The sequence below is a fragment of the Sanyastnella coralliicola genome (genome assembly GCF_030845195.1).
Taxonomy (GTDB): Bacteria; Bacteroidota; Bacteroidia; order Flavobacteriales_D; family Sanyastnellaceae; genus Sanyastnella; species Sanyastnella coralliicola.
Genome location: NZ_CP132543.1, coordinates 2,485,256 through 2,505,941, shown reverse-complemented (window position 1 = coordinate 2,505,941; position 20,686 = coordinate 2,485,256). Strand labels below are relative to the sequence as shown.

Annotated in this window: 18 protein-coding genes; 3 read left to right on the top strand and 15 right to left on the bottom strand. The window is 47.8% G+C overall.

Features of this window, described 5'->3' with window-relative positions; translation table 11 throughout:
* Positions 1-7 precede the first annotated feature (7 nt).
* Both RA156_RS10385 and RA156_RS10380 read right to left on the bottom strand, forming a co-directional pair.
* The gene (locus tag RA156_RS10385) at positions 8-790 is read right to left on the bottom strand and encodes a hypothetical protein (RefSeq protein ID WP_306639951.1); all 783 of its coding nucleotides are present in this window, start codon (positions 788-790) and stop codon (positions 8-10) included.
* Between the two features lie 393 nt (positions 791-1,183).
* Positions 1,184-2,644 (bottom strand): serine hydrolase, encoded by a 1,461-nt coding sequence (locus tag RA156_RS10380; RefSeq protein ID WP_306639950.1) that lies wholly within the window; start codon positions 2,642-2,644, stop codon positions 1,184-1,186.
* 178 nt (positions 2,645-2,822) lie between these two features.
* On the opposite strand from RA156_RS10380, the gene RA156_RS10375 reads away from it, so the two are divergent.
* On the top strand, positions 2,823-3,272 hold the full coding sequence (locus tag RA156_RS10375; protein WP_306639949.1) for a hypothetical protein: 450 nt from the start codon (positions 2,823-2,825) through the stop codon (positions 3,270-3,272).
* Between the two features lie 220 nt (positions 3,273-3,492).
* On the opposite strand, the gene RA156_RS10370 is transcribed toward RA156_RS10375, so the two are convergent.
* Both RA156_RS10370 and RA156_RS10365 read right to left on the bottom strand, forming a co-directional pair.
* Positions 3,493-3,996 (bottom strand): mechanosensitive ion channel domain-containing protein, encoded by a 504-nt coding sequence (locus RA156_RS10370; RefSeq protein ID WP_306639947.1) that lies wholly within the window; start codon positions 3,994-3,996, stop codon positions 3,493-3,495.
* A 121-nt stretch (positions 3,997-4,117) separates the two neighbouring features.
* Positions 4,118-4,702 (bottom strand): anthranilate synthase component II, encoded by a 585-nt coding sequence (locus RA156_RS10365; protein ID WP_306639945.1) that lies wholly within the window; start codon positions 4,700-4,702, stop codon positions 4,118-4,120.
* Positions 4,703-4,732: 30 nt separating this feature from the next.
* On the opposite strand from RA156_RS10365, the gene RA156_RS10360 reads away from it, so the two are divergent.
* Positions 4,733-5,113: a Rid family detoxifying hydrolase gene (locus RA156_RS10360; RefSeq protein ID WP_306639944.1), complete on the top strand. Its 381-nt coding sequence runs from the start codon at positions 4,733-4,735 to the stop codon at positions 5,111-5,113.
* A 43-nt stretch (positions 5,114-5,156) separates the two neighbouring features.
* Positions 5,157-5,318 (top strand): DUF6728 family protein, encoded by a 162-nt coding sequence (locus RA156_RS10355; protein WP_306639943.1) that lies wholly within the window; start codon positions 5,157-5,159, stop codon positions 5,316-5,318.
* Between the two features lie 130 nt (positions 5,319-5,448).
* Here RA156_RS10355 and RA156_RS10350 read toward each other — a convergent pair whose 3' ends face one another.
* The 11 genes from RA156_RS10350 to RA156_RS10300 all read right to left on the bottom strand — a co-directional run bounded on the left by RA156_RS10350 (position 5,449) and on the right by RA156_RS10300 (position 20,665).
* Positions 5,449-6,447: a PorP/SprF family type IX secretion system membrane protein gene (locus RA156_RS10350; RefSeq protein ID WP_306639942.1), complete on the bottom strand. Its 999-nt coding sequence runs from the start codon at positions 6,445-6,447 to the stop codon at positions 5,449-5,451.
* Positions 6,444-9,926, bottom strand: coding sequence for a T9SS type B sorting domain-containing protein (locus tag RA156_RS10345; protein ID WP_306639941.1), 3,483 nt, complete (start codon positions 9,924-9,926; stop codon positions 6,444-6,446). Before RA156_RS10345 ends, RA156_RS10350 begins: the two co-directional genes overlap by 4 nt.
* A 3-nt stretch (positions 9,927-9,929) precedes the next feature.
* The gene (locus RA156_RS10340; RefSeq protein WP_306639940.1) at positions 9,930-10,370 is read right to left on the bottom strand and encodes a hypothetical protein; all 441 of its coding nucleotides are present in this window, start codon (positions 10,368-10,370) and stop codon (positions 9,930-9,932) included.
* Positions 10,367-11,326, bottom strand: a complete 960-nt coding sequence (locus RA156_RS10335) for a hypothetical protein (protein WP_306639939.1) — start codon at positions 11,324-11,326, stop codon at positions 10,367-10,369. Before RA156_RS10335 ends, RA156_RS10340 begins: the two co-directional genes overlap by 4 nt.
* Positions 11,327-12,661 carry a hypothetical protein gene (locus tag RA156_RS10330; RefSeq protein ID WP_306639938.1) on the bottom strand — a complete coding sequence of 445 codons (1,335 nt, stop codon included), beginning with the start codon at positions 12,659-12,661 and terminating at the stop codon, positions 11,327-11,329.
* Between the two features lie 4 nt (positions 12,662-12,665).
* The gene (locus RA156_RS10325; RefSeq protein ID WP_306639937.1) at positions 12,666-13,151 is read right to left on the bottom strand and encodes a hypothetical protein; all 486 of its coding nucleotides are present in this window, start codon (positions 13,149-13,151) and stop codon (positions 12,666-12,668) included.
* The gene (locus RA156_RS10320; protein ID WP_306639936.1) at positions 13,144-13,914 is read right to left on the bottom strand and encodes a hypothetical protein; all 771 of its coding nucleotides are present in this window, start codon (positions 13,912-13,914) and stop codon (positions 13,144-13,146) included. Before RA156_RS10320 ends, RA156_RS10325 begins: the two co-directional genes overlap by 8 nt.
* 410 nt (positions 13,915-14,324) lie before the next feature.
* A complete protein-coding gene (locus RA156_RS10315) occupies positions 14,325-16,856 on the bottom strand; it encodes a T9SS type A sorting domain-containing protein (protein ID WP_306639935.1) in 2,532 nt (843 codons plus the stop codon).
* Between the two features lie 408 nt (positions 16,857-17,264).
* A complete protein-coding gene (locus RA156_RS10310) occupies positions 17,265-17,855 on the bottom strand; it encodes a hypothetical protein (protein ID WP_306639934.1) in 591 nt (196 codons plus the stop codon).
* 63 nt (positions 17,856-17,918) lie between these two features.
* Entirely contained in the window at positions 17,919-19,292 is a 1,374-nt protein-coding gene (locus RA156_RS10305; RefSeq protein ID WP_306639932.1) for an LPP20 family lipoprotein, read from the bottom strand.
* Positions 19,289-20,665: a CsgG/HfaB family protein gene (locus RA156_RS10300; protein ID WP_306639931.1), complete on the bottom strand. Its 1,377-nt coding sequence runs from the start codon at positions 20,663-20,665 to the stop codon at positions 19,289-19,291. Before RA156_RS10300 ends, RA156_RS10305 begins: the two co-directional genes overlap by 4 nt.
* Positions 20,666-20,686: the final 21 nt, after the last annotated feature.

Genomic DNA, 20,686 nt, shown 5'->3' with positions numbered 1-20,686 from the left:
TAGAAGGCTACCTAGCCTTACTCACATAATGAACCCACCTCCACGTCTTCTTAAAATCGCTTTTCATGGCGCTGGACATGTATTTCACCCAATCCGGGAGCTTTTCTTCTCCTTTGTACTCTAGTTTAGCAAGGACGTAGGCCGCGCCAATCGTAGGTAAATAACCAAGAGATCCTGTTTGCCAGCCCATTTTGCCAGCACCTGACCACTGACTGAAATGAAAACTGCTGTTTCCCAGAAAGATTCCGAAACCGTTCATGATCGTGAGGATATCTGTCAACAACTCTTCGCGGTGGATTCTTTCTTCATGAGAAATCTCTTCGAAATCTGGGGCCTCATCAGCTAGACCTGATTTGTGAATAGAAGCCATACGGGCAAGACTGCAATCCATTTCGGAATAGCGATAATAGATGAGGTGGCTTAACTCATGTGCCGTGGTGCTCACTAATTCAGAGAAATTTCGGAACATGTCGCGGCTGATGGTAATCGTTGGGTAGAGATCATGTTCGTATAACCCCGCGCTGCTTCTTCCGCTACTTTCCCAATTATCCAATCCTTGAAGCGGACGAAGTCCTTCATCTTCAAACTCTAGTTTAAAACTACCTGGTACCACGTCGCAGAGCTCAGTTACTCGGTCAATCACAATTCGTGCATCCTCCTCCGTTCCTCGATACGTGTCAGGGAAAAAACGCTGCAATGGTAAGATCAACTCTTTATCCTTTAACTCAGGACGAAGCTCCAATAGAAAAGACATCTCATGGTCAATAAACTGGAGATCTTCCTCTTTCATCGGAGGTTTCGGAACTCTAGGAATAAATGGCATAATCAGATGAAGTAGTTTCTTATTACGAAGAAAGGGAATTTGGGAATAGGATGGGGAGGTCGCTTGGAGCGAATAGCATGGTTAGTCCGCTTTCGGCGGTTAGTATGATTAGGTTTTAGTTATCGATAGAATGAAAATTTCGGAAGCCGGAAGCCGGACGCCGGAATCAGCATGATTAGTCTGCCTTCGGCGGTTAGTATGATTAGTCCGCCTTTGGCGGTTAGCGTGATTAGGAATTAGGTTATTGATATGAAGAAAGTTTCGGACGCCGAATGCCGAACGCCGGAATCAGCATGATTAATCCACCCGAGGCGAATACCCAAACTAAAAACCAAGAACTAAATACTCAAGACTAAAACCTTACTTCTCCACCAAAACCTTCTCCCTAACAATCTCCCCATCAACAACACCCACAACCAAATACGTACCATTGCTCAGCATCTCAAGTGAGTTGCTTCCAGCCTTTAAGTTGCCGATGACGGTGTTTCCAAGAAGATCAATCACTCGCAACTCCACCTCCAAAGCATCTACCTGCACATTCAACACCCCACTTGAAGGGTTAGGATATAGATCTATTTCTACTGGCGAAATCTCATCGGTTGAGACCAAGCCGCATTCGCAGATGTCGTAGGTTTCTTTGAGGTCAAGGAATGCGTTTACGTAGTTGTTGCCAACCCCTTGGGTGCGTGGTTCATTTTGAATGACAACTAAGGCGTAATCGCACTCTGGGAAGTAGCGTGAGAGGCTTAAGTAACCCCAGCTTCCATCATGGCCCCAGTTTTCTTCTGCGAAATAGTTGTCTGAGTAGATGCCCAGTCCGTAGTCAATGCCGATGCCGGCAGGGGAGTAGGCTTGTTTCATTTCTTCATAGCTCGCAGCTTCAAGAAGTTGACCGCCGTGCAGGCCAACTCTGAACTTGGCGAGGTCTTCTGCGGTGCTGATGATGCATCCTGCGCTGGTGGCAATGCTGAAGAAGCTTGGGATATCAATAACCTCCGTTAGGTCTACAAATTCTCCATCTTCGTTGCCACCCCAGACATGAGAGAGCGCTTGTTCGTTGGTTGGTTCCTCGAATGGGTAGACGAAAGTCTCAGTCAATCCGAGTGGGTCGAGGACTCTGTTTCGCACTTCTTCGTGCCATGGATTGCCTGTGATGCTTTCCATGATCAATGCGGCTAGCAGGTAGTTGCTGTTGGAGTACCCCCAGTCTTGGTCGACGTCAAAGTTCGGTTCGAGCATGAATAAACTGAGTAGATCTTCAATCTCCCAAATGGTTCCCTCTTCATCAAAGAGGTATGGCACCCAGTCAGGATTGTCATTGAGATAATCACTGAATCCACTGCGCATTCCCAACAGCTGTGCGATGGTCACTGACCCATCTGTGTTCTCGATAGGCTCGAGGTACATATCCATTGAATCGTCGATATCTAGCAAGCCATCTTCTGCCATCAAAAGAACGGTCGCCGCGACGTACGATTTCGTATTCGAGGCAATTCCGTGAAGGTGATCAATGGTGAGCGTAGCGTCAGCTGGAAACTCTTCACTCAACCCAGCTGCGCGCTCCCAAACGGTTCCTTCAGAAGTTACCAATGCAGCAGTCATTCCTTTCACCGTAGAACCAGCGAACGCGTCATCAAATGCCTGGTCAAGCACATCTTCAGTCCCCGTCGACTTCGATAAATCAACGGTCGGAATCTTATGCTCGTACTCCGAAAATCGTGAGAGCGAAAAGTCTTCATTTTGAGCTAAGACAGAAGGTGATAGAGAGAGGAAAAGAGCTGTCAGTCCCAGCCAAGCCAGTGGAGTCGTTTTGGTAAACATCGAGAGAAGTGATTTTCGTTAATGTTCCCTCAAGTTAGATAGAAAGCCAAGGAGTACCGCCCGTAGTTTCCGTAAACGGTAGACTACGATAAGTGAACGGAAAAGGTATTGAGTAATAATCTCTGAATACTAAATTGCAACTTAAGCCTTAAGCCATACGCCCTAAGCCAAGAAAAACATGTTCTTCAAAACCAAACCCTGCCCACGCTGCCTCGGAAAAGGAAGTGTCGATGATGCCGACATCAAACGACTCAACGCTGAATTGCTTTGGTTACCGGGTATGTGTGCGTACTGCGAGGGAAAAGGAGTAGTAGGTGTCCGCGTGAATGTGGCACCTGAAACTTTGTATTTAAATATGGATGTGCCAAAGCGTGAGCGCAGAGCCTTGCGTCGAGGAAATCGAGGAGCTCTTTCTCGCGCTGAAATCTACGATCAGCGAAGCAGAGAATTCCTCATCCACATGATCCAACGCCTAGAAGAACTGGAAGGAGACCACCAAGCCTTAGCTCAAGAACACATCGAAGAACTCAAGCTTCACATGAAGGGAAAGGAGCCAAAGGAACAAGACAAGGTGGCTGTGCTTGAGTGGTGCCAGCAGCTAAGCGAATACGCAGGCAGTAAGCTGTAAGCCGTAAGCTGCTTTTGAATAATGAGGAATGAGTTTTATTGATGTAATGATAGTTTCGGACGCCGGACGCCGGAATCAGCATGATTAGGTCTTGGTTATCGACATAATGAAAATTTCGGACGCCGGATGCCGGACGCCGGTTTCAGCATGATTAGTCCGCCTGCGGCGGCTGCATGATCAGTTAAGTTCGCCTAACGCCATAGGCCTTAAGCCCTACGCCTTAAGCCTTCGAAATCTTTCGTACGCTCTTCTGAATAAACACATTGTTCGGCAAACTCAACTCCTCACCATCTGCCATTTCAAGAGTGATGAAGAACAGTCCAATGTTGGTCACCTTACCCTTGATCTCGAATTCTTTGCCTTCCATAATCACAATTTGATCATTGAGTTTGATCGGGTGATTGAAGAAGATGATAATGCTCGAAGTAATGTTCGATAAGAGTGACCACTGAGCGAAGAACGCGACTCCTACAACCGTTAATACAGATCCTATGAATACTGCCAATTCGGCTTGATCAACCCCCCAAATCAAAGATGCAAAAATGAGGGCGATCAAGGTGAGTGTGATGCTGATCACTTTCTTCATGACAACCCCTCTGGTTTCATGGAGAAAACGATCGGTCATCGTCTTGTTAATGATCCGAAAGATGATGGTGCGGATGATGAGAAATGCTATTGCAATAATCCCCGTCTCGATGATCTTCATGTAGTGTTCTTCTGCCATGGGACGAATGTAAGGAAGAAATCCATCTCGAGGACTGTGGACCGTGGACTGTGGACTGTGGACCGTCTGTATGCGGTATGCTGTATGCAGTATGCTGTGGCTTTGCTAATCCTGGTACTTTTTATCGTTTCACATTCAGCGCCGCTTGCTCAACCCAGTTTCGGAGTAACTCTTTCCCATACTCCGTCATTACACTCTCCGGGTGGAATTGAACGCCGCAGCATGGGTGTTGCTCATGGCGCATGGCCATCATCCATCCGAATTCGTTGATGGCGGTGACTTGGATGCCTTTTCCGGATGTTTCAGGGTCTATGACCCATGAATGGTAATGTCCGATGGTGAAGGGAGTGGGGATGCCTTGAAACAAGCCTTCGCGGTCTTTAATGTGGCACTGACTTACTCTTCCATGATACACTTCTGGAAGATTTAGAAGCTGACCACCAAAGTATTCGCATAAGGCTTGATGTCCCAAACAAACCCCGAGGATGGGTTTGGTTTCGACATACCTTTCGATAAGATCCATCATGATACCGGCTTCCTTGGGTAGACCCGGACCAGGAGACAACACCACGGCGTCATACGCTGCAACCTCGTCTAAAGCAATGGCGTCGTTGCGGAATACGTCGACCTGATCTACCATTGGAACGAGGTAGTGATGCAGGTTGTATGTGAATGAATCGTAATTGTCGAGTATGAGTAGCCTCAATGCGCTAACTTTGGTCGCAAATGTAATCCAATGAAAGAGATCATTACTACCTCAGGTGCCCCAGCACCAATCGGACCATATAACCAAGCAGTAAAGTTTGGAGACTTCCTTTTCGTCAGCGGACAAATCGCCCTTGACGCAGGAAGCGGTGAACTAATGAACTCTTCCATCCAAGAGGAAGCAACAAAGGTGATGAGTAACCTCGAAGCCGTGCTAGAAGCCGCAGGATACTCAGTGCGCGATATCCTCAAGACGTCCATCTTCCTTTCAGATATGGATCTCTTCAATGAGGTGAACGCCATCTACGCCTCGTACTTTGAGTCTGATTTCCCAGCCCGCGAAACCGTCGCTGTGAAAGGACTGCCCAAAGGCGTAAACGTCGAGATCAGCGTCATCGCAGCGAAGCAGTAAACATTCTGCCCTCCCCACAGTTCTATCTTAAACACGCCAAGCCATGTTTTTCCGAAAAGTCCTCTATTACATCAACCCGGTAAACCTCTTCAAGAAAGAAAAAGACGAAGGAATCAACCTCCGCGTCATGCACGGGATTAATAAGATTTCGTTCTGGATGTTTATTCTTTGCTTGGCCTACCTGATCTATCGCTGGGTATCCTAGTGGTTGGTGGTACGTGGTACGTGGTACGTGGTGCGTGGTACGTGGTACGTGGTTGGTGGTACGTGGTTCGTGGAATGTTGAACGAGCGCCCTCAGTTATCGATTATAGATTATCGATTATCGATTATAGTCTACCTTACCCTTATTCGTCGATCCACATACCACCCCTTCCAACTAAGCGTAATCTCAAATCCCCCTCTTCCTTGATTGTTGCGGGCTAGATTGCTTGTGGTGAAGTCATAGCTCAATCCAATCTCGTATTGGCGTCGGTATTCGTAACCGAGATTAACGAGGATGGCGTCTTGGTAGCGGTAGTGGATACCTCCAATGATCGCGTTACTAGTGCGGGCGCTGGTGAAGCGTGAATCAGCTCCCACTCGGTACCTTCCGGTTCCTCCGACTACGACTTGCATGGCGCCGCCTTGTTGGGTATAGAGGGCCTGGAATCTTGCGCCTACCGGACCAAAATCTTCGTACCACACAAAGTTTCCTACGTAGCGTGGAAGAGTTTTTTCAATGCTGTTGTCTAAAAAGCCTGAGGCTTGTCCGTAGTGCCAGATGGCTATGCCAAGGTCGTATCGACGAACCTTGTCGTGTGACCAGTGCATGCCGGCAGAGACATCGATCGCGCTGCTCTGTTGGTTTCCGAATGATTCACCGCTGGCAAGGGTTGGATCTACGCCTACACCGTTGAATTGACTGTCCCATTCGAGGCCGTCGATGTTGATACTGCGCTGCATGTAGCCTGCCGCAATTCCTGCGCTGAGTCCGTCTTTGCTGCCTATGCGCATGTGGTAGGCAAACGACAAGTTCGCTTGGAACAATCCCAATTGCGAGTCTCCCGCTTTGTCATTCAAAACTGTCGCACCTACGCCGAAGTATGAGAAGTTTCCTTTCCGCAACTTGGCTTCTCCAGCGGCGAGCATGGTCTTGAAGGGCGAGTTCACGCTTGACCATTGATTGCGGTAGCTGGTGAAGGCCCTGTAGTCTTCTTGAATCAACGCTGTGTTGGCAGGGTTGTTCAAAATAAAGCTGCGCCAGAATTGTGACGGTACGTGGTCTTGTGCTTCCACTAACGTGGGAACGCTAACGCTTACCCAAAGGATGATATGTAGATACCACTTCTTCATCGGATGAGTGTCACGTTACCAGTTAATTCCTCTGTTAAACCGTCGTTCAAACGGGCACGCAAGAACCAGACATACACACCTGCAGGCATTTCTTGCCCACGGAAGTTTCCGTCCCAGCCGGCTTCCATGTTGTCTGTTGACCAGACCAATTCACCCCATCGATCGTAAACCGTGAAGTTCATTTCAATGATTCCCGATCCACGAACGAAGAGCTCGTCGTTGATCATGTCTCCATTCGGTGAGAAGATGTCAGCAACGAAAATCGGTGTAGGGGGCAGGATGCAGACGTTGCGTGTGATGGAGTCTGGACATGCTCCTTCATTCTCAATGTACAAGGACACCGTATAGTCTCCCGGCGTATCGTAGCTCTGGGTCGGATTGGTTCCTGGATTGTAGAGCTCGATGTTGTCATTTCCAAAGTCCCATAGTCCGGTCAATCCGTGTTGACTGAAATCGATAAAGGTCACCGGTTGACTTGTCCAGGGGATACAATCTTCGTTGGGGTTTGGGGTGAAGAGTGCCGCGATTGGCGTGTAGCTAGGCACAAGCACCAGACTATCAAATTCACAACCGTTGTCGATGTCGATGATGTTCAAATCAACCACCGTACCTGCGGTTGTGTAAATATCGTTTCCGTCGATATCTCCATTTCCAGACCAAGTGATCGTAAACTCTTCAGGGATGTCCATTTCCGCGCTAGCGAAACCACCGTCATAGCCGAAACAAAGTGTATCACTCGTCGTCACAACAGGTTCAATGCGCGGAAGCACTTCAATCCAAACACTGTCGATGAAGGTGTCTGAACAGCCATCGTCGACTTGTACATAGAAGTATTGACTTTCTTCTGGAATGCCCGTCACTTCTGTCACCGGAAACAGACCATCGCTCCACTCAACCTCGTACAAGACATCGGGAATTCCACCTTCGGCAACTACGCTTAGCTGCGTTCCAGCCCCCGGACAAATCACCGTATCACTCGCTTGGAGCGACGCCAGCAATTGAGGGTAGACAAAGACTTCCGCGCTAGCGTTAGAAGCACAGAAATTACCTGACCATTCATAAGTGATAACGTGATTTCCTTCGCCTGCTAGCGCTGGGTTGAAGGTATCTGGCCCTGTGCTTCCGGTCAAGGTTCCATCGTCTGGGAACAATTCCAGTGGAATGTCTTCATTACTCCAGCAATAGACTTCTTCTAGTCCAGTCAAAGTGGCTTGGAAGAACTCTTCCACCTCGACAAAAACAGAATCTCCACAACCGGTTGGTGTGGTCCAATAGATCCAATAACTGCCTTCGAACGACTGCGAAGGATCGTACAGGCCTGTCGAAGGCTCAACCACGCCCAATCCAACCCAGCTGCCTCCTTCAGGCTGATTTGGATCAAGGTAGAACGGATCAGCATTCGTGCAGACTTGATGACTTGGCGCGTTCAACTCGGTCGGAATCACGTAAACCAAAAGACTATCGCTGCAGCCGTTGGCTTCGTAGGTCAACCAATGTGCCCCAACACCCGCAGATGCAGGTGTGAAATCAAAACGGTCACCCCATGGATTCGAAATCCCCGCACCAGTCCAAATACCACCAAAAGGAGTCCTTCCCGTGTTATTCTCGTTCATGTTGAGCGGATCATCAGTAATGCAGAACCAAGCAGTGTCTACAGGGATTTCAGTCTGGCGATTGTAGTAGAAAATCGTGTCCTGACATCCGTTCGGAGCAGTGTAAATGAGGTTTGCCCAATAATCATTCGGAACGCTTCCTGGATCATACATTCCGGTGTTAGCGTCGGTGATTCCATCGCCAGACCAACTTCCTCCAGCCGGAGCAAAATCAGGCTGGGGAATGAATGGGGCTTGTTCAGGACAACTACTTCGAACACGCTCTCCGGTGTAGATCTCCAATACGTTTACGGTGAACTCCTGGTCACAACCTTCTACTTGATACAATAGGGTATGCGGACCTGGAGGCGCGTCATTTGGAGAGAAGATTCCGTAAAGCGGATCCAGAATACCTGGTCCGCTCCATTCTCCTCCAAGAGGGGAGAAGTCAAGCGTGTCCGGGAACAACGATTGACACATATCACCCAAATCGAAAGTCCCGGTAATCTCAGCAACTGTAGCAATCAGGGTGTCTGTACACCCATCCAACGAGTACACCAAAGGATAGGTACCCGCTACTTCTGGGTTGAACCAGCCATCAACGGTCACCGAATCACCTTGCCATGTACCTCCTGGAGTTTCAGGATCAAGGAAGAACGGCGCAGTACCCGGACAAGCTGCGTCGAACAGTCCGGCCTCTATGGCAGTGACGTCGTAGATGACGCTATCAAAACACGTTTCGGTGGCGACATAGTAGATCACATTGATGCCTGGATTCAAGCTATCGGGCACAAACCAGCCAGAATCTTCGTCTTGAACGCCAGGTCCAAACCACTGACCTCCGGGCGTATTTGATTGGAGGAAGAACGCAGGCTCACTCTGGCACATTGGTCCGCTTGGCGGATCAATGGTAGGGGTGACGACATTGATCGTGATACTCTCTGTCCCAACGTTTCCAGTGGCCAATTCGGTGATGGTCACCGTGTAGGTTGTCGTCACTTCAGGACAAACCTGATGTGGACCAGGACCATCCGGAAGACCATTGTCCCAGACATATGAATGCTCGAAACAACCGCTCACTCCGGCTTCAATATTTGTACATCCGCCACCACATAATTCTTCTTCATCCGCGATAATATAACTCTGCAAATCACAGGTACTCAGTAGGAAAGAGGCTGTTACGTCAAAATGCCAAATGCTGTCACAGACATCTGGAATTGCCAAGACCATCTCAACGAAGTACTCGCAATTATAATCCAAGGGGGAGGCGGTGATGAAAGAAGCTTGGGTGCCTTCATCATCTGTACAAATGACCTCGGCATTGAGAATGTCGATGGGGCCATTCCCCACAAAGGTCACGCTATCTTCCAACAGCCATTCACATCCAATGGGGTAGGAGAAATCGACGATAAACTCATTGGTCCCACATGCCGGAGCATCAACTGATGCCGTTGGCGGTGTAGGCGGACCAACAATGGTGTTCCAAAAGACTTCGAAGCCACAGTAACTCGCACTTTGATCAGAAACAAAGTGAAAAGTAACCGCACCGCTAGTCGCCACTAATTGTGGAGGTGTGAAGTCAAAACCAGAAATCGCAGCAAGCAATATTCCATTGTCATCGACACCGTCATAGACATAGAGGGTATCGAAACCATCTTCGATACAAACGTCGGCAAGGAAATCTACTTCAATAGAAACGCCACCGGTGTTCACCGTGAACATGAGGTCTTCATTGATACTGTACGACATGTCTGGCCCACCGGTATCCGATAGGAAGCCATCACAATCCGTCACGGTCGTATCCGCCATGGTGTATTCCATGAAATCTTGACCGCTCACGGCACTCGCGATGAATAAGAATGCTATGAACCAAACCCTTCTAATCATACATCACATGCTTTCAACGATCGTCACCGTCGGTGAACTGATCGTGTTGCTCCAATTGCCTTCACGATCCTTGATCTGAAGGTCAAATTTTGTGGTCTCTTGTTCTGAGTTACCGAGGATGAAGAGTGGGTTGAGTTCCACGGTGTAGGTACCTGAAATATTTAATTCCTGGTTATCTGGTGTCATAGGAGGAATATGATACCAATCGTAATCTGAGAGTCGGGCATCCTTGATCCTTAGCGAAGTAGCGTCTGGATCAGCGAAGCCAAGGTCTCCGTTTTCGTCTGTATAAGAGAATCGAATGGTGACGGAGTTTTCAAAACTCACCACCATCGTTTCTGAGATGGAAATAAACTCGATCGCAGGAATGCGATTGACCTCCTCATCTTTCTTGCATCCGCTCACGGCCAATGCCAAGATCGCTATGTATATCAGCTTTCTCATTGGACACGAATTACAAAAATGGAAGTAATGATTTCGTTGCTATTCTCGTTCGGAATGGCGGTTACGCTTTCTTGTGCTCCGTCATCGAAGTAGGTGCGCAAGAAGAGGGTCGTTCCCGATTCCACGTTAGTGAGATCAATGGTCGCTTTATGCAAGAAGGTCACAGGAGCGTCGTTGAAGTTGAGTCCATTGACGTTTTCTCCGGTGCTGAATAAACTCGCTAGCGCGGAATCGATTTCTTCTATACTCTCGGCGTAGCGGATTTCATTGACCATGAGGTCTTGCGGAGCTGTTTGGTCATCCGTAGCGTACACCCAAATATCAATTGGAGCAGCATCTACGAGGATTGGCGTAATTCCAAAGCCATCTTCATCCCGCTCGTAAGGCGTAGTGGTGTTTCCAGCAGGAAAAGCCATCAATCCTTCCACCTGTGGTGGTAAGTCTGCTCCGGCTTCGCCAGGCATGTTTCCGAACATATCTGGTGCTCCGCTATTGATCCATTCCGCGATCGCGGAAATGTAAGAAGCACTCAATTCATTCCAGTCTGAATCCTCATCCACTTCTAAAGGCATGATACCCGAAGAGTTCGGAATGTCATTCGTCAATCGTTCATTCAACAGGCTTTGACTAGCGCTTCCTGGAACAACGCGATAGTTGAACGTAAACCCAGCGTCATTGGAGATTACCGAGTGATTCACCAGTGAATTGTAAGAACTCGAGATGGTATTGAACTCCGGTTCGAAGGTTCCATCATGGCAGCCGCTATTTGCACACGTTGGTTTGAACACCTTCGCATGCAGCCAAGCGAAATTGCCTACAGGAAGATCATTGGCGTCAGGATTGTCATTCTGAACACGCACAATGTCCTCGTAAGGATTCTCGGGATCGTCTTTTTTACATTGAACCAAGACCAACCCAAGCACTAAGAGCAATATGACCAGCTTCGCTTTCTGCATTTAGATCAAATCGAATAAGGAGTTTGTACCTGGTGCTACCAATCCAGCCCCTTGCACCTCAGGCTTTACACCTAGGATATCAGCAATGGTCATCATGGTATCTGTTACTTGTCCTACTGGATTTCCTTCTCCACCAATTTCAAGGTTCGAAGGAACGTTTGGTCCAACCATCGTTGTCCATACACGCAGTGAGTTCAAATCTGAGTGGTCATAAGCTCGCCAATCGTTCTCATCGAGAATGTTGTTCGGCTCGAGGTTTCGTCCACACTCAGGAGTGATGATCATTGTAGTGTCGTTGGCAATTTCCGGTACTTCATTCTGGATGAAATTCCAGAGATGTCCAATGGCGTGATCAGCTCGGTGTAGAGAGCTCAAGTAACCCGAGAAGTTCGAGTGACAGCTATCTACTGAGTTCAAGTTGACCACGGTTAAGGCCGGCTTGAAGTGACGAATCACCTCACAAGCATAACCTACGGTGGCGAGATCATTGTTATCAGTCAACGGCGGCATGGCGATGGTCCCGTTTTGTGTTCGGGTGAACATATCGTCCATGAAGCCTTTAATGTTTTGCTTTTCTTCTTCCGTGTTTCCTAGTGAAAGCAATCCTCCCGCGTATTCTTCAAAGCTGTTGTCAAGGAAGTACTTCAGCTGATACATCGGAGCCAGTTCGTTCTCTGGGTGATAGATCTTCGCATCACCCAAGAACTCTTGTCCAACTTCAGAGAAGGTCACACTTGGCGCAAAGAAGTTCGCACCGTAGGCTGCTCCGTAATCAGAGTGTCCGCTGTAGTTCAACAAAGGCACTGAGTTCGAGATCCCATTTCCAATAAACCACATATCGGTAGCGCTGTAGCCGCCATGACGACGTAAATACTCAAAAATGGTCGGGTTCAACGGACGATTCTTCAATCCCTGCGTAGTAACAGTACTCCCTTGAATGAGCGAGTTCAGACCACCATAGTGCCCTGCACTCAAAGCCGAAACTTCACGGAAAATAGTTCCCTGTGTTTGAAGCGTCTGATCTAGGATTTGTGGAATTGGATTGATTCCACCTTGTCCTGTACCATATACGATCTTCTCTTCAGGCTCCTCCCCATTGAGCATGTTGTACATGATATTCCCTGGGTATGGCTCGTTTTCTTGACTATCGTCGAGGTAACGTTGAAGAATCGATTCTTGTTGACGTACTCCACCGGCGAACATCACCATGACGACGTGTCCGTTCATACGACTTCCAGTTGGCGCGAATAGTCGTCCACTTGGAAGAATGTATGGTGAGGCTAAAGCTCCAGCGGCGGTTAGGCCAGTCTTACGGATAAAATCTCTGCGTTTCATAGGCCTAGTAGTACATGTATTCGTTTGACAATGCGAAAGAGAAGTACACGATTTCGGGCGTCACGTACGGGTTGGTCGTGATGAAATTGCGCATGTACTCTTTCTCTGCTTCATTCGGTAGACGAACAAGGAAGCGCACATAGGTATCTTGGATAAAGGCATCCAAATCTGCGTTCATTGTTTCTACCGTTGGAATCTGCACGTCGGGCTTGTTCATGAAGTTGCTAATGATGACTTCACGTGCGAGTTCCTTATCACCGATGGATTCAATGCAAGAGTTGAGGTCGAACACATCGTTCGGCGAAAGGGCTGTTTGGAAAAGGTTTGAGTAGAGAATGGCCACATACTGCTCATTCGTCTTCAGCTTGTCTTTTCCAGCCGAAGCAGGGTAGAGCTCAACATCGTTAAGCACGAACTCTGCTTCCTTTTCTTTTCGACATCCAGTGAGAATCAGCCCGAAGATTCCCAGCAGTATGATGCCTTTAGTCAAAGCCTGCATATTCATCAGTAATTAAGACCGTCTTTAAGACAGCCTGGTAATTCATTGTATTCTGGAAGTTTCCAATGAGCTCAAATACCTCCTGTGAAGAAGGGTCGCGCGCAAGCAGCGACTGGTAAGCCCAATAGATCATTCCCTCGTGGAATTCACTCGTAGCAGTGAGTGCATCCAAATATTCTGGTTTATTCGAAGCTACCTGACCAAAGATGATCGCGGGTTCATTGAACTCAATGATCTGGTAAGCGTTATCAAATTCATCTTGCGTTGGGAAGCGATAGTAGAGATCATCGAACGTCGCATTCACAAAGTTGAAGCTGTTCATGTTGATGTCGTCATAGATGCTGTTAAACATCATACGACGCATCATCTCATCGATGGTAATTGCTTCTGTTCTCAGCTGTTCGCGCGAATTCAGGATGTCGAGAATCTTATTCGCCTGTGCTCGGTTGAACTGATATCCCGCGATGTTACCGTTGAGAGAATCGTTCACCGCATTGCTATTCAATACGGCCCAATCTTCCTGTAATACCGCCTCCGACGCGCCTTCAATAAAGCGAGCCTTCGCGAGTTCATATAGTCTGTAAAAGTGAGCGTGATTGTAGGTGCTATCACCTTCAACGTAGGCAGTGCTGAACATCAATTCGTCAGCAATGACTCCACGAGCGGAAGCTGAAAGTCCGTTTTCTTCGAGGTACGCGACATGGTTATCCATCTCCACATCCAACGGCTCACGGCCGATGAGGTCGATGTACATTCTGTTCACGTAATTCTGCACTACAATCGTGGGAATACCTGAATAATCAGGGATGGTATTGTCCTGATAGACAATAGTTTCATCCTTTTTGCACGAAAAAAGTAGCAGAACGATTACAAGTATTGGGAGGTGTAGTCGCACTGTATCCTCGGTTGGTTCCTACTAAGTTAACGAGAAAAGTGGCTCGTAGGTTGCAAATGGTGTAGGCGTTAGGCGATAGGCTTTAGGCGTTAGTAAAGTACGGATGCCGGACGCCGGATGCCGGAATAACATGATTAGTCCGCCTGCGGCGGTAGCATGGTTAGGGGGGCTATAGGCCATAGGCTTTAGGCGTTAGTTTGCCACCGTCCACCGTCCACCGTCCACTGTCTACTGTCCACCGTCCACTGTCCACCGTCTACCGTCAACCATTACTGAAGAACGACCCTTCTCACCGTAACCACTCCACCTTCAGTCACTCTCACGAAGTAAACACCTGAAGCTAGGCCTTGAAGATCAAAGGCGCTGGTGTTGGTGAGTGGCTGAACGCTTTTGAGGACTTGTCCTGCGAGGTTCATGATGGCGATTTCGTCAGCAACTGTGCTCGTTACAACCGTGAATTCACCTTGAGTTGGATTCGGGTAGAGCTCTACGCTGCTGAGTCCGTATTCTTCCACGGAGATGATCACTACTAGGATATCGTCGCTTATTGCAGAACATCCTTCTGAGGTGATGATTTCGATTGAGTAGAGACCGTTATCAAGCGGAGCCCAACTATCAGCATTTAAGCCTTCGATAACTTCATCGTTCTGGTACCAGATGATTTGGTCTGCGTCTTCGCACCCAGCACATTCGATGAGGTTTTCGCCTTCGTTGTATGTCAATACTGGAGGAGCGGGGTTCTCATAAACCGTAACAGGGCCAAAAGTGAATGTGCTTTCAAATTCGCCTACTGTGTAAACGTAGGTCACTTCGTAGGTACCTGGGGTATCGAAGGTGAATTCAAATTCTTCAACACAATCTTCAATCATTTGAAGTCCGGCAATGTCGAACGAACATGTTCCTTCAGGAACTACATCCGTTTGATTGAAGAAAGTCACCGTTAGTGGTGCACATCCATCAATCACATCAGATCCTAGGAAGGCCTCGTTGTACTCACAACTGCCGTCATCAACGTTGGCTGTTTCGTCGTAGTTGTTCGCTCCCGGGTCTGTGCATCCAGAGTATTGACATGATCCGTCGTCAGTATTGGCGTTTGGATCGTAGTTGTCTGCTTCAGGATCAGTACATCCGGTGAATGCGCAGCTTCCATCTTCGAAGTTGGAGTTGGCATCGTAATTCGTTGCTTCAGGATCAGTACAGCCAGGGTAGATACAAGACCCATCGTTGGTATCAGCTGTATCGTCGTAGTTCGCTGCCATTGGGTCAAGACAACCAGGAATGGTGCCGGCAGGGAAAACGTGCATACGCACCATAGGTGCTTTCAGCAAGTAGAAGAGTCCGTTGATGTCAGGGTACGAAATCAATGAAGACTGCGGAGGCGTTGATCCTGATCGTCCGATCAACATTTCTCCATCCTCGCCCTCGAAACCGACCATTACTGCATAAAGTGTGTCTGTATGCGTCAGAATATCTTCTTGCAGTTGCAGGTGAACGATGTACTCTCCACCAGTTTCGTTGACGTCAAACTCATTGATGATGTATGGATCGGTCATTCCGATGACGCTATCAAGACCGGCGTCGTACACCATACCATAGATCTCTGTTCCAGGAATAGACCCTTCCGCGATAGCGACACCAATAGAATGGAAAATATTCCCTGTAATCTGCGACTCGTAGAGGTTTCCGATTTCATACTTCTCTTCAGCGTAAATGCCTGAAGGAACAAAAGTGTCTTCTACCTCAAATTCATCGCGCGCATAGATGTATTCAGTGACACGGTAGTCTTTGAAAAGCTCATTGTTGAGTGGCGTCTGATCTTCTTGATTTTGCTCTGCTTTAAATCGAATGGTGTATTCACCAATCGTGGTGAGCGGGTCGTACGGATCTTCGAAGAATGCGGTTGTCGTGTCAGAAGCAGCCAGGTCAGTAATTTCAGTGTTCGCTGAATAAATGAACTCGCTCAATTCGTTGGTGATGCGCACGTTCATTGATACTCCTGTTTGCATCTGGGCACCAACGTTGGTGATCAATCCAGAGAAGTTCAAATCTGGAATCATGAAGTCAGGCCAGGCACTGTATTCAATGTCACCAAATCCGTTCGGCTCCAGCGTTCCATCGAAATTTGTGTACATCACCTCGGTGATGATCAAATCGTTGTCGCTAGGAACATAAAGGGCGATATCATCAAGAAGCCACCAGTAGTAGGTTCCAGTGAACACAAAACGCAGCTGGACATCCGACTGTCCTCCAGCGAATTCTGAGATGTTCGTTGTCGCCCATTCTCCTGGTCCGCTCTGCGCAGAGAACTCAGTAGGGTTGCTGTACACCACTTCCCAAGTTTCGCCTCCGTCGATAGAAGCCTCAACATAAGTTTCAGTTTCAAAGTGACGGTATTGTTGTTGGAAGGTAAGCGCTACATCTTCAAAATCGGTCAAATCGATGCTCCCCGTAGTCAAGGTGGCGAAGTGTGGCGCCGCTGCTTGTCCTGATCCCAAATTCCCGCAAGGACCAATATCATCATCCCAATAGTTTGAATCGAAGATGACGAAGCCATTGTCAACTGATTCAGATTCAATCGGAACGGAATTCCCTCCACATGAACCTTGAGAACAAACGGTGTTATCTGGTTCCGTGTCTGGCCCTCGGTATTCCCACTCAGCAATACCCGATTCTGATTCGTTCAACCAGTCAGCAGGAATTCCATCTTCGAAATCCCAATACTCAATGATATCTCCATAGATCTGAGCTTGCGATACGAAACTCAGCATCAATCCAAACAGAATGAGGGCAGCGCGGGTCATACTAGTAGTGCTTTACGGGTGGGCAAAGATAAGAATCCGCTCTAAGTGATTGGAAGTAAATTCGCTGGAGGGCGGTAAGGCTACTACGGTCCGGCATCCGGCGTCCGGCGTCCGTGGGTGGTTAGAGTTAAAAGGTGCATGAATCCCGAAGAACGGGACAGGTGCATCGCTAAAGGACTTTGATGCTTTCTCTCAGGTCCTATAGCGGCGCAATCTTGCGCCTGTTTCAGGTGAGATTTGCCCTTAATGCCAGAGATAAGAGGTGAATTCGTTTTGTTCCGTCCACCGTCCACCGTCCACCGTCCACCGTCCACTCATGAGTACACCTACGGATGCCGGATCCCGGACGCCGGAAAAAAAAAGCCCCCACAATGTGGAGGCTTTCAAATATCAGGGAAGGAGTTCCAATTACTGGTTTCCGAGCTTTTCCATTTCAGCTTCGAAAGTCTCCTTGAACTTTTCGTAGTTGTAGTCTGCCTTGATCTTTTCGTCTTTCTGTAGACCTTCGTTGTAGGCAGAAGCAATATCTTCTCCAGAGAGTTCGATGGCGATGTAGCTCACGTAGTTCCCGTTTGGCTTCTGTGTAAGCTTGTCACAGATAGTGATAGCTCCACGTAGCTGCTGATCTACTACGGTACGTGCAAGGTTGTTGAACGTCTCTGTTACTTCTTCTTTGTTGTTGAACTTCGTTGAGTTTACATAGTTGTCAGTAACGGCTTGTAGCGTGGCAGAGATAGTACGTGCAATTTCGTCTTCAGCATTTGATCGAGAGATTTTCTTTGCTGTTTCACGGCTCTGACTTTCTCCTGTAGCTGCGGCACGGAATGTCTTGTTATCTGACATGTACGAATCACCGGTACAGTACTCGTTGATAAGAACCTCACCAGCTGGTTTTGGGTCTTCAACTTCTTTTTTACGCTTACAACCGGTTCCTACTGTGATGAACATCGCCATAGCTAGTACCATCGCAAGGGCTGGGGTAGAGGTGATCTTTTTCATATTCCTGGTATTTATTCGATTCTTAGTGTTTGATAAGGATTATCCAAATGCTGTGCCAAACTATCAAAGTATAGTGTCAATAATGCTTTCAGCGATTTCTTTTTCCATCTTCTTCTCACCCTTTTTATAGGCTTCGAGTCCGGCAGAGTCAAAATTCAACTGAAGTCCTTTGATATTGTTCTCACTACTCTGGATCAATACATTTCCTTCTTTGTCTTTTACCGAATACACGATGTCGAGGTAAGCAACATGGAATCCCTGTGCTGTTCCACCTTGGCGTGTATTTCCGTCAATGCTAACTACGTAGTCAGCATTTGTTTCATCTTCTGTGAAGCGGAATCCTTGTTCGGCCATCTCTTTTCTTAGCGGTGTGGCAAGACGTTCCGTTCCCAATGGGCTATTCATGTTTTTCTCGCTAACGCGGAAACTGACCGTTGGGAAATCAACCACAATAGGAATGACTACGCTTGGTGCGCGAAGACTCTCCATCAATGGCTCAACTAATCGACGATCTAAATCTGTTGGAGCTAGATCATCAGTATCGAACCAAATGTCGAGGTGGTTGCTGTTGTTCTTCAAGTTGGCATTGTCAACTACAATTCGCGATGCTCCGGTTACATCTGTCTTAGCAGTAGCTGCTAGTCGGAATTTACCGTTGTCGTACTTGTACGAAAGCTGGGCTCCCTTCACAGGTTTCCCTTCATAGCTGGCCAAAACACGAACCGTTTCGTCAAATCGATTCTCCGAGTTCAAGAGGATGTTCTCCTTGTCAACGGTGAATTCAATGGCATTCACCATGTCGCGCATTTCTTGGAAGATGGTGTTGTCGAGGTAAATCTCTTCCATACCGTCTTGCCAGCGGTTGACATCACTCCAGTAGTCTTTCATTTCGAAGAGACCACGCATATACAGATCAGCGGCTCCTTGAATGTCGCCTTTATCGCGCGATTCGCGCGCCTTTACGAGCTGATCATACGCCGCCTGCATGAATGAGCGCTTACGTTCAGTACGAATCTGTTCGTGCAGAGACTTAGACAAACGATAGTACACGAAGTAATCTCGTTCCGTCTCCCAGGCATCCATTAATTCAAAGCCTTCGATCTCTTCATCTGTGAATGTGGCAATGGTCGAGTTGAACTCTTCCTGCACATTCATATTCACCTGCATAGTATTGAGGAAGCTTTCGCTTTTCACCACTACCTTGATCTCAGAGGCGAGGTCGCTAAGGGCGTTCTTCTTTGCTACCGCGGCGTAGTCTACAGGTTCCGCCAATTTGCTCACCGAACCGATTCCGATGTAGTAACTCGGGTTGATCGGACGATTATTCACCCATGACGGCTGAGTTCGTTCAGGTGTAGACGTGATCTCCTTTCCGCCACAGGCGAAAAGCAACACCAAGGCACCAAAGATGCTGATATGTCGTATTACGTTGATCACTTCACCAATTCTTTCAATAGTTGTGCAATGTCACCTTTCATGTCTCTACTGACTTGCTGAAAGGCATCGTTTGTCAAATCTTCTGCAGAACGTGGGTTACGATTCGCAGACATCTGGTTGTGCAGGTTCTGACGAGCGCGAGCATTTAAACTCACTCCGTTCGAACGTGCAGGGTAGAGCGTATTCAGTTCACCATCGTACTCTGCCCATGTTGCTTGATCAGTCACTTCACGATCAACAATTTTCGATTTCAGGATCTCACCTGTTTTCAATGAGATCAGTTTGTACTGGAATGAAACCGTTACGCGATTGCGACGAGAAAGTTCGTCGTAATTCGTTTTACGGTACTTCGTTTCGTAGTAGTACTTATTCGTCTCCTTGTTAAGCTTCTTCACCTTGTACTGCTCGTAAGCTTCACGTTCCGTGCGAATAGCATCGCCTTCTTCGCGATTGTATCCAAGTACTGTTCCGGTAAGGATTGCTTGTGCACCAATCAATTCACCCACTGAAACAGCGGTTTCTTCATCGATGACTCCACTCAATCCAAGCTTCTGCTCTTCGAGGATCAATTCAATATTGTCACGGTCTACGATCTTGAGGAACGGGTCATCCACTCCGGTCAATGCTTCTAGTGCGTAAGCTTCCACTTTCGCATCAAGACCGTTGCGGATGGTACTATTCTCAAATGGCAACATAGCCACAGTGAATAGCCCAAGATCGAGTGCCTCTTGACGGTACTGAGGAGCATCCTTATAAGTAGGGATGCGAGACATCACCATCTGGAAGTTATCGTGCGCTGCGCGGTAGTATTCTAGCTCGAACGACTCCATACCTTTCTTGTACAAAGGTTCGCAGTAAGCGATAGCAGCAAGGTCACTTGCTTCTGGGTGTTCAGGATCGAGCTTCGCGATTTCATTGAAGCGTGCTTCAGCATCTTGATACTTTCCGTCATCAAGCAGCGAGATTCCTTCATCGTAAAGCTCATTGATAAGCAAGTGCTTTACTTCCTCGAAATCGGTACGGTAAAAGTCAGGGATCTCTAGGTTTACCCCTAAGCTCTTCACTTGATTGACATAACGCTCAGCAGCCTGGTATTCAGCTACGGCTTTACGTTTGTCGTCGAAGGTCTTCATGGTGACGAACTCCTGCAACATTTTATTGAGCACTACTTGACCGGTCTTTTTCATTCCGATCTGAGCGTCAACATTGCCTCGGTTCTTCTGCAAAGAAGTGTAGTACATCTGGGCAGCTTCAGACATCATGCCTGCTTCCTCCAGCTTAGCACCTTTCTTAGCGAAAGACTTCGACGTAGCACACCCTGCCATCAGGAAGAGGGCTAAAATCAATGCGGTATAGTGTAGCAGAAATTTCATCTTAAGGAGAGAATTTTGGTT